The sequence below is a fragment of the Fischerella thermalis PCC 7521 genome (assembly GCF_000317225.1).
Taxonomy (GTDB): Bacteria; Cyanobacteriota; Cyanobacteriia; order Cyanobacteriales; family Nostocaceae; genus Fischerella; species Fischerella thermalis.
Window position 1 is genome coordinate 18,934 of sequence record NZ_AJLL01000066.1, and the last position, 13,585, is coordinate 32,518.

Here is a 13,585-nt window from a genome sequence, read left to right on the forward strand (position 1 = left end):
TTTCTCAGAATTTGTCTAAAATTATCTAGTTAGTTAAACAATCAGGATAAGGTAATTTTGTATTATTTTTCGTTGTTTGAGAATGATCACTTCATAATTATCTAGCCTGAAGAAAATTTCGCAAGTCTAAAGCATGATATTAAAAGGCTAAGGGTTAAAGAGAAGCTAAAAAATAACCCCTTTAACCCTTCATTTTTACCTTTATTTAACTTGTGCCAGAAGTTTAATTACTATGATTAGTACTGCTGTAGCGAACCCTTGTACCTGCCCACAATAATTTTTCTCGCAGCGTTTGGTAATAGGAGTTGTTTTCCCGTAGAATAATAAACTTGGCACGACACTCAGCCATGCGTACGTCAACGCGATGTCCTGGCCAAATCGAAGTAGCTAACACCCCATCCATCCACAGTTTTGTACTCAAATCGTAATCACCCAATGGCCAGATACTAACAACTGAACCAGGGGGTAAAACGATAGGGCGATTAGAAAGGCTCATTGGACAAATGGGAGTAATAGTAATAGCTTCCATGCCATCATGGACAATGGGACCTGTGGCAGAAACGGTGTACCCAGTGGAACCTGTAGGCGTAGCAACTATTAATCCATCGCCAACGTACTGATCAACCACTTCGCCGTCAATTTCCATCTCCAGAATCGAGGTAATCATGCGATCGGCAGAAGCAGGCTTGACACACATTTCATTCAAAGCCAAGTAGCGTTCACTCACTGGTTCCAAGTTGCTACCATGACCTTCATACACCGCTGCTTGCACCATCATTCTCCGTTGGATAGCATAACGATCCTCCAACAGTCTTTCCCAAACTTTTTCTGTATCTTGAAATTCTTCCACAGACTCAGTTAAAAACCCCAAGTGACCACCCACATTTACTCCTAAAATGGGTACACCAGCTGGGGCTAGGTGCCTAGCACCGGTTAACACAGTACCATCACCACCGAGTATCAATGCCAGGTCGATTGGTTGTCCAGCCGAAGCCAAAAATACTGGGTAAGGATTATCCTTAGGTCCGCTTGGCCCCACTAGTACCTGACATTGATGATTTTCGAGTTGCTTTGCACAAATTTCTGCCCAACGTTTACTTTGGGCATCTCTTGCTTTATAAGCAATAATTACCTTTTTAAGGTCCACAACTTTACCATTTGAGGAGATTAAACTGCTCCATATCGACAGTATCACGGTTGCGATAGATTGCCAGTACGATCGCTAAACCTACCGCTGCTTCTGCTGCCGCTACAGTGATGACAAACACAGTAAAAACCTGACCCTTAATTGCTGTTGAGTCTAGGAAGTTAGAAAAAGCCATCAAGTTTAAATTCACAGCATTCAGCAGCAGTTCAATTGACATTAACACTCGCACAGCATTGCGACTGGTAATCAAACCATAGATGCCAATACAGAACAAAGCTGCTGCTAATAACAAAAAGTACTGGAGTTGCATAAATCTTCGTAACTTCTACTACTTTTTTGAGTTGTTAGTTGTTAGTGATCAGTTAGCAATCATGGTTTTTTGGTAACTGTTCACTCTTGTTTGTCGCTACCAGCAGGTACCAATTCTCTGGGACGTTCTGGCAATGTCAAAACAGTTTGTGGCAAATCAGATGGGACGATTTGTTCTGGCAGATATTCTCGACGTGCCAAAATAATTGCGCCTACCATTGCCATCAATAACAGAACAGAAGCGACTTCAAAAGGTAGTAAAAAGTCACTAAAGAAGTGCTGACCAATAACAACTATAGGGTTGCCTACAGGAGTAGCAGTAGAATACGACCAGGGAGTTGATAACACCATCGCACTCAATAGCGCAAATAGTCCCAGGCTCACCACAGCCGTTAGGGCTTTACGTACCCAAGCTGTGGGAAAGGGAACAAAATTCTGCCGCTTATTCACCAACATAATGGCAAATAAAATTAGCACGTTCACTGCGCCAACATAAATTAACAATTGCGCTGCTGCTACAAAATCAGCATTTAGCAATAAGTACAACCCAGCTATACTGACAAACACACCGCCTAGCATAAAGGCTGAATAGACAACGTTAGAGAACAGCACTACACCCAGGGCTGCTCCTATCATCATTACAGCTAGTATGCCAAACGAAACAACCTGTACTCCTTCCGCTAGATTCACTTTTTTGTCCTTTGATATCTGAATGATTGGTAAATGATAGTTGGTAAATGGTAATTGGCAATTGGTATTTGCTATTACCCATTACCCATTACCCATTACCTATTACCCTTTTTCTACAAGTTCTTCAGGGCGGGAACCTGCACGAGGTGCATCAGCTGGTAGATCGTGGGGGTCCATAACTCCCTTGGGCAGGTAAACTAGTTCACGTAGTGGAGTAACCATTGGGTCATTTGTGACCTTGTAGGGAAGACGACCCATTGCTACGTTATCGTAGTTCAACTCGTGGCGATCGTAGGTGGAAAGTTCGTACTCTTCTGTCATAGAGAGACAGTTTGTGGGGCAATATTCCACACAGTTACCGCAAAAGATACAAACACCAAAGTCAATACTGTAGTGCTTGAGCTTTTTCTTTTTGCTGGTTTTGTCAAACTCCCAATCTACTACAGGTAAGTTAATTGGACAAACCCGCACACAGACCTCACAGGCAATACACTTATCAAACTCAAAGTGAATCCTACCGCGAAACCTTTCGCTAGGAACTAATTTTTCGTAAGGATACTGTACTGTGATTGGACGTCGCTGCATGTGGTCAAAGGTAACAGCAAGTCCCTGACCAATATAACGTCCGGCTTGTACTGCTTCTTTGGCGTAATCACCAACTTGTTTGAGGAACTTTAGCATATTGTGTTTCTCTCCTTAGGGATGACAGGTGATTGGTAATGGGTAATTGGTAATTGGTGATAGTTTCTTACCCATTACCCGCCGAAGGCGACGGGAAAAGCTAGTTTCAAAGCAGCGGTTAATAGTAAATTTACTAAACCGACTGGTAATAAAAACTTCCATCCCAAGTCTAGTAGTTGGTCAATGCGAACACGGGGTACAGTCCAACGTAGTAGGATGGCCAGAAAGACTAGGAAGTAGGCTTTAAGTAGGGTCATAGTGATGCCCAATGAAGCGGTGACAACTTGCAACACCGGATTGGCTTCACTGACTCCAAACCAACTCGCTAATGTGCTAATGGGAATAGGAAAATCCCAACCACCCAGGTATAAAACTGATACTAGGAGTGCTGAGAGTACGAGATTTACGTAAGAACTCAGGTAGAACAGAGCAAATTTCATCCCAGAGTACTCTGTTTGATAACCTGCTACTAGTTCTTCTTCTGCTTCCGGTAAGTCAAAAGGCAGACGTTCGCATTCAGCGAGGGCTGCTATCCAAAAGATGATGAAGCCGACTGGCTGTCGCCAAATGTTCCATCCTAAGATTCCGTAGCCAGATTGTTGGTTAACAATATCAACGGTGCTAAGGCTGTTGGACATCATCGCGATCGCCAGTACCGCGAGCGCCAAAGGAATTTCGTAGCTAATTGATTGTGCTGCTGCCCGCAGTCCACCTAAAAGAGAGTATTTATTATTGGACGCATAACCAGCCATCAACAGACCAATGGGCTGAATGCTGGACAAAGCAATCCACAAAAAGACACCCATCCCGACATCAGTAATGAGTATATTCTGTCCAAATGGCACAATCAGGTAGGACAGGAATACAGGCAAAACAACAATGATGGGGCCAAGGGTAAATAGTACTCTGTCAGATTTTGCTGGCACTATATCTTCTTTGAAGACAAGCTTCAGACCATCTGCGACAGGGGCCAGCAAACCCAAAGGGCCGATGTATTCAGGGCCAATCCGCTGCTGTGCTGCTGCTGAAATTTTCCGCTCTAGCCAAACGCAGGTCAATACGCCCACTGTCGCACCAATAATCATTAAGATCATTGGCAGTGGCATCCAAATTGCTTTGGCTAAGTCTCCTGGCACTCCCAATTCCGTGAGGGATTGAATAAAAGTTCCTTGCAGATCAATTCCTGAATTCATGTTTGTTGCTCTTCAAGTCACCAATTCATGGTCGTTTACAACTATCTACACTTGTTAATCACTGTAAATTTACCCATCAATAATCATTGCCTATACCAGGCAAAAATTTAAGATTTTTTGCAATCTCCATGCCTAGTATATCGTTGGATGGGTTTTACCTCGATCAGCCGCATGTAGAGTTTCTACTTATGGTAAGAATTGAGGAGATTAAAGGGGGAGGGGGAAAGGTAAAAAGGAAAATTTTGATACAAAATTATTCTCTCTTGTCCCCTTCCCTAATCCCCTATCCCTTACCTCCTATCCCTACCGCTGATCAATAGCTGTGTAAGGAATGTCATGACGACCGTTATAAACCTGGGTCGGTCTAAATATGCGGTTTTCGGCGAGTTGTTCTTTCCAGTGTGCTAACCAACCTGCAACGCGAGCGATCGCAAATATTGGTGTGAACAAATCTGTAGGAATACCCAACTTCCTATACACTAAACCGGAATAAAAGTCAACGTTAGGATAAATTCCTTTGTGACCCAATTTTTCCTCGACTACCCGCTCCATTTCTTGGGCAATGTCATAGAATTTATCGTTACCAAATTTTGCAAATAGCTTTTCTGCTAGGTTTTGCAAAATCATCGCCCGTGGATCTTTTACCTTGTAGACACGGTGTCCAAAACCCATAATTTTGGCTTTTTGTTGCAGCTTGTCCTCTATATAAGGACGCACATTTTCCACAGAGCCAATTTCCTCTAGCATCTGAATTACTTCTTCATTGGCACCGCCATGTAAGGGTCCTCCTAAGGTTCCCACAGCACTAGCTACTACTGCATAGGGGTCTGTCAGAGTAGAAGCTGTTACCCTAGCGCTAAAGGTAGAAGCATTCATTGTATGCTCTGCATGTAATATCAAACAAACATCAAAAATTCGCGCTGCTAGTGGATCTGGTTCTTTTTCGTTGAGCATATACAAAAAGTTAGCAGCGTAGTCCAAATCATCATTAGGACGTACTGGGTCGTTTCCTTTTCGCATTAACTGAAACGCTGCTACCATTGTGGGAATAGTTGCTAGTAGGCGAACTACGGCATCTCGGATGTAAACCGGATTATCCAAATCACGACGGGCATAAAATAAGCCCAAAGCAGCAGCTGAGGCTTGTAGGGCATCCATGGGGTGACCGCTTTCTGGAAAGGATTTCATCATGTCGCGAATGCGGTATTTGATCCGCCGATGATGGCGAACTTCATCCTCAAATGCTGCTAGTTCTTCTGCTGTTGGTAATTCACCCCAGATTAAAAGGTAAGCAGTTTCCAGAAATGTGCTTTTTTCTGCTAGTTCCTCAATCCGGATGCCACGATATTCAAGTAGTCCTTTTTGCCCATCAACAAAGCTGATACTTGATTGGGCAGCAGGTATGCCTTCCAAACCAGGCCTATATTCGCACACTATCATGGCAACACCATCTGATTTTTAAAGATTTGTCCAGGCTAACTTACCAGAAATTCTTGTTGCCATAACAGTAATCCCGATCACACAAATTCTTTACGGAATTGTGGAAAAACTGTTAGAGCAAGTATTTGGGTGGTGTCAACCAAAACATCTGACCGCGACCCAAAGGAGAGCCTGTTTCTGGTACCTTTATCCCAATCATACCCGCTTTTTTCAGCACCAAACGTTCCTTCCCTTCCCCCCAGACGAGAACTTCTGCCCAACGGCTCAAACAGGGTTCATGTCCAACCAAAGCCAGTTTAGTATCTGGTGCAAAATTCTTTGGCTCTAACCAGTTTACAACCCAATTGTGAATATTACCATCGGGAGCTAGATGAGTACATTCTTCCATTTGCGAACTCAGTCCCGCTGTGACGAGGATCTCTGCTGTTTGTCTAGCTCTCACTAGGGGACTAGTAGCTACACAATCAAAATGTAAACCTAGTTTTTTCAAACGCTGGGCGACTTTTTCTGTTTTTTGCCGTCCCTGTTTTGTTAGGCGTCTTTTTTCATCTTTGATGTTGTCGGTTGCAACTTCAGCAATACCATGACGAATTAAATACAGTTCTATCATTATAAGTACTTTATGGTAAAAGCTCTTGCAGACAGTCCACTCTTTTAGCTTTGCATAAAGTGGGATAAAAGCAGTACTTCTACATTCTGAACTAGAATTTTACGGGAAAATACTCAAGCCATGTGCCATTTTTGGCTAGCAAAATACAAAGTATGGTGTTTACAAAAACACGGGTTTCAACAGGAATATCGAGCAGCTTCAGGGAGTCTACCTGTTTTATACCCTCAATTTTTTCTCTACTAGAATCAGCTCTTGTTGACAACTCAAACTAAAGTTCGATTACTATATCTTTAGGAATTTGGAATGATTCGTCAAATTGTCATTGCTTCTGTTGTGGCATTGGGAAGTTGTGTTGCGATCGCTCCCAAGGCTTTTGCTGGCGGTACAGTAAATGTACCATTTGGTGGAACAGTCACCGCAGCATGTTCTTTCTCTGGTACTCCCGGTGCTGGTACTCTAGTTAACCCAACTCCATTTAATTTAACTAGCTTGGGTGGTTCGGCTGGTTCGGCAACTGTGCAATGTACTGGCGCTCCTGGAAATCTTCAAATTACTGGTGTGACTAAGACCGCTGGCCCTAATCTTACTTCTCCTACTTATGAGGCCACAGCTGTTGGAGGAAGTGTGAACACTACTTATGTCGCAGGCGTTTCTACTCCTGGAATTGTACCTCCTGGTCTCCCTATCCCTTTAACAGTCAACATGGATGTGGTTAGTACTGCTCCTTTAGCGGAAGGAAGCTATGCTTTCACTGTTGATATGACAGTCACACCATAAATTTTTCTGAGCTAAGGCTCACTATATATCTCATCACTTTATCACAGTCAGCCTTGGACTATAGTTCAAGGCTGACAACAAAATACACAGTTGCTACCTTAGGATTCAAATCGCAATTTCTTTAGGTAGATGCTTGTTGCTAACTTAGGTGCGCGGATAACTTTCTGCAGATCAGAAATAAACAGGCGGCTTTAAGCACACTGTAGGAGCAATTATTCACCTATCCATAATAGCAAAATCTTCTGTTTTTTATAATACCTTTCATCGGAAAAACCAATGATTCGTACTGTTATTTTACTGGGTATCTGTTCTTTATCGGCAGTCATATCTACAGGGGCAGTTCAAGCACAGGTGAGAATTTCTCCAATGGTGATTGAGGCGGAAGTAAATCGTAACCAAGCCGAAGGAGTGATTAACGTTACGAATATTACCAATGAACCTTTTCGCGCTCGTGTTTATGTTCAGCCTTTTGCTTATAACCGTGATACAGGTTTTGAAACTTTGTCATCTAGTCCCACTGATCTTAGTCCTTACTTGCAATTTTCACCTCGTGAATTAATCGTACCGCCAGGTACTACAAGACGCATACGTTTAATAGCTCAACTTCCTCCTCACCTTCCTGAAGGAGAATATCGAGTCGTAGTTTTCACAGAAAACTTGCAGGAGATGAAAACAAGTGATCAAAAGGGGAATGTTGTTAACATCAGAGGAAAAGTTGGGTCTACTTTTTATGTACGAAAAGGAAAGTTATCTCCTCAGTTGATTATAGATAGTAGCAGTTTTGACCCCGAAAAAAACCAAATAAAACTTTTAGTTCGTAACATAGGTAAAGCGTCTGTTCTACCAACTGCTACTTGGACTTTGAAACAACAAGGAAGCATCATTCGTAGTGGGAAAATACAGCCCACAGGAATTACAGCGCAGAGCGATCGCTATTTATTTTTGAATCTTGCAGATACAGGAAAAACAGCGATCGCTCCTGGGAAATATGAGCTTTCTGGTGAATTAATTTGGGGTCAAGCTCCCAATCAAACTTCTCTTCCTTTCAATATGAATCTAATTGTCCCTAGTCAATAGTTTTTTGCATCCCATGAATTTCTAATGCATCCATTTTCTAGCTAGATATCTTTCGTTGTTATTTTTAATTTGTTTCAAAATATTGATGCTTCTTGATCACTGATTTTGACTAAAAACAGGGGAGCATCTACATTGTAGCTTCCCTCTATTAAAGGCATAGTAAACGAAGTAAATGGATATTATTAATTATTTTCCTATATCTAATAGGACAGATTTGATATGCAAATTAAATATTGTAAATTTGATATTGGGTGACTATGGTTAATGTAATATCTGCTCCAGAATTACCTAATAACTATGATTTAGTATTTGCAAATATTAGCAAATCAGTCTTTGATTTAGTCAATTATGAGACGGGAAAAAATGATTTCAAACCTGTATTACCAGAGATTTCTCGACCTGAATTTTCTGTTAGTAATCAGAATTTAATTGCAGATTTAAAAACTGATTCTACTAAGACAGATCAGGCGATCGCTCCCAGTGTGCAACCGCAGATTGCACCACCAGAAAACCTGGCTCCAGAAACTTCTCTACCTCAATCAAGCGCAGCCACAGTAACGCCATCGTCGGTACCTTCGATGAAAGAAAATTTTCAGGTTTTCCCTGTAGGTCTAGATTTAGACAAGCGTAATGTCATTAAGAGTGTTTTAGTACGGGGAAAGGAAGATGGAATCGAAGCTGTTGACTTTGAGCAATGGCTCATACCTTATGATGCAATAGTTCAAGCTTTGAACTTGGATGTTAAAGCTTTGCCGGATGGTCTGCAAGAAGTGCGTGCGCCTGGTATTGTAACTCGTATTAATCCTAAACTACTCCGCAATGACCCAAAATTAGGGTTAGTGTTTTCTGTGCAAGATTTGCAAACTTTGTTTGGCGTTCCGGCTGAATTTGATATTAATGATTATACAGTACGCTTACTGCCACCTTGGTTAAAAACTCCAGCAGCAGGGGAACTTAGCAACCCCCAAGAACTTCCTGTGGAAACGGCGGGACTACCAGAAATTACTCCTCCAGACTTTAGTATTACTGCTGTTGAGCAACGTTTATTTGCTAATGGTTCGGTCAGTAATGCTACTAGTTATCAAGGTAACTTGACAGCAGTTGGTACAGCCTTGGGTGGTAGTTGGTTTATCCGCGCTCACCAACCAAACTTCAAAAATGCTACCACTTGGCAAATTGCTGAAGCTCAATTTCTGCATCAGACAGATTTAGCTGATTATATTCTTGGTTCACAAACACCGTTTTGGTTTAGTCACGGAACGGGTGATTATTGGGGTTTCACGACAATTCAGCGCCAAGGGTATAAGCCAAAAGAAACTTGGTTAGGTGCAACACCAGATCCGCGTCAGCGCTTACAAGCTGCTGAAATTGGAAGAGTAGTTACAGGTAAAGCAGAACCAGGAACATTGGTACGATTAACGCAAGGTTTTAGCGATCGCCCAATTGCAGAAGTTCTAGTTGATTCTTCTGGTATTTATCGTTTTCAGAACATCCCAGTTAGTGGTCGTTTCCTTGGGAGTAATTACCGCCTTTTACTTTACCCCCAAGGACGACTTACCGAACCACCAGAAATTCGGGATCTGACTTTTTCTACCGCACCGGGACAATTACCAGCTGGTGGGAAGGCGTTGATTGTTTCTGGTGGTTTGCGACGGAAATTTTCACTAGATAGCCCCAATCTGTTGGGAGAATTTTCTGATGTGAGAGGGGGTGTGGCTCAACGTTGGGGTTTGTCGGAAAACTTAACTATAGGAATTGGTGGAGTTTACGATGATTCATTTCGGGGGTTGGGAGAAATCTTTTATCAGCCGCAAAATTTACCCTTAACGGTAGCTGTTTCAGCTTTAAGCGCAGATGAAAATAATCATTGGGATGTGAATGCTGATATTCGGTTTGATTTGTCTGCTACTGCACATACCCAATTTTTTAGCGATCGCTTTGGTTATAATTTTAATTTCGATTGGCAAATGTTTCCTTGGCTGGGTTTGCTAGGTGGCTATAAAAGTCGAGATGGTGTATTCGGGGGTTTGGAAATTTCCCATAGTGGTAAAAATTCTTTTACCTTTGCTCGCGCAACTTTAGACAGTCGCAATCACTTCCGATGGAGTTTTTTGCAACGCTGGGGTGATTTGGAATTTACAACTCGTGGTAACGAAGTTGGTTCTCTATCTCAACTCACCTACAATTTTTCTGGGAAAGATCCTTTAGATACAGGACACTCATTAGTCTTAAATTACGAAACTAGTAATTTCCTCACCCAGGAAAATAGTCTAGCTAGTGCGAGTTGGCGTTACCGTTCACCAGCACGCGCTGTTGACGGAAGCTATTTGTGGGAAGCACAACTAGGTTATGGTATCGGTTCCCAAGGTTCGGGAGTAATTGCCAGCTTGGGAACAACAATTATTCCAGGTATGATGCTAAGGGGGCGTTACCAAGGCGTATCTCTGACTTCAGATCAACCTAGTTTTGGGATTGAGTTAGTTTCTAGCTTTGACACTCAAAGAGGAATTAAGCCTGATTCTTCTCGACGTTCTAATTATTTTCGTACCCAAGGTGGTATATTAATTCAACCTTTTTTTGACCGCAATCACAATGGCAAACGGGATGCTCATGAAGCAGTCTATCTCCATAAGCCAGATTTAATGTTTATTCTTAACAATCGTTCTTTAAAATTTTTCGATCCAGAAATTCAAAATCAGGGGGCTTTAGTGCGCTTGTTTCCTGGAAAGTATCGTCTGGATTTAGATCCAGCCGGATTTCCCCTGGACTGGAAAGCAACGACAGACGCTTTGGCTGTGGATGTGGTTGCTGGTAGTTATACAACAGTAGAGTTACCTCTTGTAAAATCTTATACTCGTACGGGAGTTGTAACTGATGCTCAAGGTCAGCCAGTTGCAGGGGTACGGGTAGAAGCGATTCAAACAAGTTCAGGTTTGCGACGATTGTCTGTTACTAATGGTGCAGGAGTTTATTATCTGGAAGGATTGCAGCAAGGAGAATATATTGTGGAAGTTAACGGCAAGTCAGCTTTACCTGGTAAATTGCAGTTAGACGCATCTTCTGAGTCGTTTCAAGAAATTAATCTCCAGCAAAACTAATCATCCCTGCTACTACTACTCTGGTTGAATTGGGTTATCTTTGGGGTTAACTAATCTCAGCAGTTTTTGCTTGATTTGAGTATCGAAAACTTCCCACTTCATTTTCGCATAAGCAGAATTTTCGTTACTGCCTGATAAAAAACCCATGGGAATTTCAAAACCACCGGCGCTAGTGCGTCCACCACCAAAAAATCGACCACTGCTATCTTGTCCAAAGGCTTCTTTGATAAATTCATCAGGGTCTAGAGTCAGTTTAGTGGTTCTCAAGGAACCTACAACTACTTCTAACTCCTCATCTTCATCGTGAACAATCCCGTAAACTACGGCAGTGTGGACGTTTTCTTCAGTGACGAGAAAATCTGCGGCTTGGGGTATGGCGTCTCTGTCATCATAGCGTAGGTAACCTACCCCAGCAATGGAAAAGTTATTTTGGACAATACGGTTTTTGAGCGATCGCTCAATCACATCCATCACCCGTTTGGAACGGTTAGCTTGCAATACAGCGCTCAGGAGCTGGGCGTCATAAAATCTACTTAGGTAACCTGCTGCCATAAAATCTTCTTCTTTGGCTTGCATCAGCAGATTTGTATCTGAACGCAATCCATGCATTAGAGCAGTAGCACATTTAACATGCTGATTGATGCTGTTATCTAAGGGTAGCAACCCTGCCTGTAAATACTGGGTAAAAATTGTTGCTGTAGCTCTTACCGTTGGACGAATATCAATAAATTCTGATTTGAGATCTCCTTGCAAATTGTGATGGTCAATTACTGCCATCAGGGGAATTCCTGCCTGTTGCACTATCGGCACTAATCCAGAGGTAGTACCTTGGTTATCAATTAAGGTATAACCTTGGTAAAAAGACAAATCCTTGCTTTTCAAGGCTGCTACTGAACACCGGATGGCTGGTAAGCCAGTTAACTTGACTAAGGCGATATTTTCTTGGTGGCTGAGAGTGCCGGCATAGACAATCTCACATTTTATATCGTACTGTTGCGCAATTAACTGGTAAGCCCAAGCAGAAGAAAGAGCGTCTGGGTCGGGAAAGTCTTGTAAAATTACCAACTGACGCTCATGACGATGGGCAAGCATTACCTGACGCAATTCTTCTGATTTCTGTAGTGTCACAGAATTGGTACGCTGACCCAGAGAATTGACTCCTTCAGTTGATGCTAGTGTTCCGTTAGACTGCCTGATTTGTGGAACATCTAAAGACTCTTTGTCTATTTCTGCCTCATCTGGATTCGGTTCTGGAGTCGGATCTGTCGTCAATGGCAATCTCTCAAACTGAGTAAGGGAAGAATGAAACTGCATAGGAGATAGTTTACTTTGTGTGGCGTGAGATAAGTTCAACAATAAAAACTACAATCAGAAAATCACTGGTTTAGCCACACCATGTCGATCTTCGCAAAAATTCATGAACTTGGGAATGTATATATGGGTCTATTTTTTCTACATTTTTTGGCTGATAACCGAAGGATGCTTAGTTGATATATTTGTTGTATCTATTATGTTTTGTATGTTTTGCAAAATAAAAAACTTTTAACTACTTGCAAGCATAACAAAATGTGTTATAATGACGAGGTTGGTCAAAAACGGCAACAAATCTTTACAAAATATAATGCTAGCTTGTAAAGGGCAACATAGCCAATAACAAGCCGCCAAACCAACCTAGTCCACACTTGGTAAACAGCAAAAGCTATAAAAAACTTTTACCGATTGACATCAAATAAAGGTAAATGTTAAAGCCCTATAACATACTTTTGCCACTCCTTGTGTGTTCCAGTTTTTAGGTGCTTTGTAACCTCAAAGTACAAGCTACTGTAAGGTCTCCGAGGTGTGTGGCGTAGAAGCATATGTGCTTCATGAGGGGTACGGCAGCCCTTTTTAACATTGCAGCGGACGCAAGCTGTAACAATGTTTTCCCAAGAATCTCCTCCTCCACGCGATCGCGGTATTACATGGTCTAAAGTCAACTCATCTCCTGTGTAACCACAGTATTGACAAGTATGACCATCCCGATGCAATATATTTCGGCGTGTGAGAGGAATTTCTTTATAGGGAACCCGCACATAATGGCGCAAGCGAATTACCGTTGGAAGCGGAAAATCGGAGTAAAGAAACTTGCCATTGTGCTCTACCCGTTCTGCCTTACCCTTGATTAGCAAAACCGCTGCACGGCGCCAACTCGTGATGTTGAGCGGTTCATAAGAGGCATTGAGTACTAAAACCTTCCCCATTGATGATCGTTCAAGGTATTAGTTTTACATATATTAACACAAATATACTCTGCTTTGGTGATTGAGAACAAATTATACTGCTGGATTTGTTGCCAAAATGGAGAAAAAAGCTTGTTTTTTATAACTTAAATTTAGCGTTCGCTCCAATAGTATTCAATATTGGACTAGTTATTGATTTTATTAATACCGTGCTTAACAACTTTGATTTAATCAAATCCTACTATTAACCCTTGTGCCGTTGACACGATGAGCGGTAAACTTCCTGATTATTCCAGAGTAGCTTTTAGTAATTTGAATAAATATATATAAGCTGAAAGCAAAAC

The 13,585-nt window shown here is 41.9% G+C and carries 12 protein-coding genes; 3 read left to right on the forward strand and 9 right to left on the reverse strand.

Annotated features, from left to right (window positions below; translation table 11 throughout):
* Positions 1-223: 223 nt before the first annotated feature.
* The 7 genes from UYK_RS0114385 to sixA form a co-directional block, all read right to left on the reverse strand.
* Positions 224-1,147 carry an NAD(+) kinase gene (locus tag UYK_RS0114385; RefSeq protein ID WP_009457066.1) on the reverse strand — a complete coding sequence of 308 codons (924 nt, stop codon included), beginning with the start codon at positions 1,145-1,147 and terminating at the stop codon, positions 224-226.
* Between the two features lie 4 nt (positions 1,148-1,151).
* A complete protein-coding gene (gene nuoK / locus UYK_RS0114390; RefSeq protein ID WP_009457064.1) occupies positions 1,152-1,457 on the reverse strand; it encodes an NADH-quinone oxidoreductase subunit NuoK in 306 nt (101 codons plus the stop codon).
* Between the two features lie 80 nt (positions 1,458-1,537).
* Positions 1,538-2,146 carry an NADH-quinone oxidoreductase subunit J gene (locus UYK_RS0114395; protein ID WP_009457062.1) on the reverse strand — a complete coding sequence of 203 codons (609 nt, stop codon included), beginning with the start codon at positions 2,144-2,146 and terminating at the stop codon, positions 1,538-1,540.
* A gap of 102 nt (positions 2,147-2,248) precedes the next feature.
* Positions 2,249-2,827, reverse strand: a complete 579-nt coding sequence (ndhI, locus tag UYK_RS0114400) for an NAD(P)H-quinone oxidoreductase subunit I (RefSeq protein ID WP_009457060.1) — start codon at positions 2,825-2,827, stop codon at positions 2,249-2,251.
* A 74-nt stretch (positions 2,828-2,901) separates the two neighbouring features.
* Positions 2,902-4,020 carry an NADH-quinone oxidoreductase subunit NuoH gene (gene nuoH / locus UYK_RS0114405; protein WP_009457058.1) on the reverse strand — a complete coding sequence of 373 codons (1,119 nt, stop codon included), beginning with the start codon at positions 4,018-4,020 and terminating at the stop codon, positions 2,902-2,904.
* A gap of 303 nt (positions 4,021-4,323) precedes the next feature.
* A complete protein-coding gene (locus UYK_RS0114415; protein ID WP_009457056.1) occupies positions 4,324-5,460 on the reverse strand; it encodes a citrate synthase in 1,137 nt (378 codons plus the stop codon).
* A gap of 112 nt (positions 5,461-5,572) precedes the next feature.
* The gene (gene sixA / locus UYK_RS0114420) at positions 5,573-6,067 is read right to left on the reverse strand and encodes a phosphohistidine phosphatase SixA (protein WP_026086473.1); all 495 of its coding nucleotides are present in this window, start codon (positions 6,065-6,067) and stop codon (positions 5,573-5,575) included.
* A 306-nt stretch (positions 6,068-6,373) separates the two neighbouring features.
* On the opposite strand from sixA, the gene UYK_RS0114425 reads away from it, so the two are divergent.
* The 3 genes from UYK_RS0114425 to UYK_RS0114440 all read left to right on the forward strand — a co-directional run bounded on the left by UYK_RS0114425 (position 6,374) and on the right by UYK_RS0114440 (position 11,022).
* Complete coding sequence (locus tag UYK_RS0114425; RefSeq protein ID WP_016871640.1) at positions 6,374-6,847, forward strand: hypothetical protein; 474 nt, start codon at positions 6,374-6,376, stop codon at positions 6,845-6,847.
* Between the two features lie 276 nt (positions 6,848-7,123).
* Entirely contained in the window at positions 7,124-7,924 is an 801-nt protein-coding gene (locus UYK_RS0114430) for a fimbrial biogenesis chaperone (RefSeq protein ID WP_016871641.1), read from the forward strand.
* 257 nt (positions 7,925-8,181) lie between these two features.
* Positions 8,182-11,022, forward strand: a complete 2,841-nt coding sequence (locus UYK_RS0114440; RefSeq protein WP_016871642.1) for a carboxypeptidase-like regulatory domain-containing protein — start codon at positions 8,182-8,184, stop codon at positions 11,020-11,022.
* A gap of 15 nt (positions 11,023-11,037) precedes the next feature.
* On the opposite strand, the gene UYK_RS0114445 is transcribed toward UYK_RS0114440, so the two are convergent.
* Together UYK_RS0114445 and UYK_RS0114450 are read right to left on the reverse strand one after the other, a co-directional pair.
* Complete coding sequence (locus tag UYK_RS0114445; RefSeq protein ID WP_009457048.1) at positions 11,038-12,336, reverse strand: DHH family phosphoesterase; 1,299 nt, start codon at positions 12,334-12,336, stop codon at positions 11,038-11,040.
* Between the two features lie 428 nt (positions 12,337-12,764).
* Positions 12,765-13,262 (reverse strand): HNH endonuclease, encoded by a 498-nt coding sequence (locus UYK_RS0114450; protein ID WP_009457046.1) that lies wholly within the window; start codon positions 13,260-13,262, stop codon positions 12,765-12,767.
* Between the last annotated feature and the right edge of the window lie 323 nt (positions 13,263-13,585).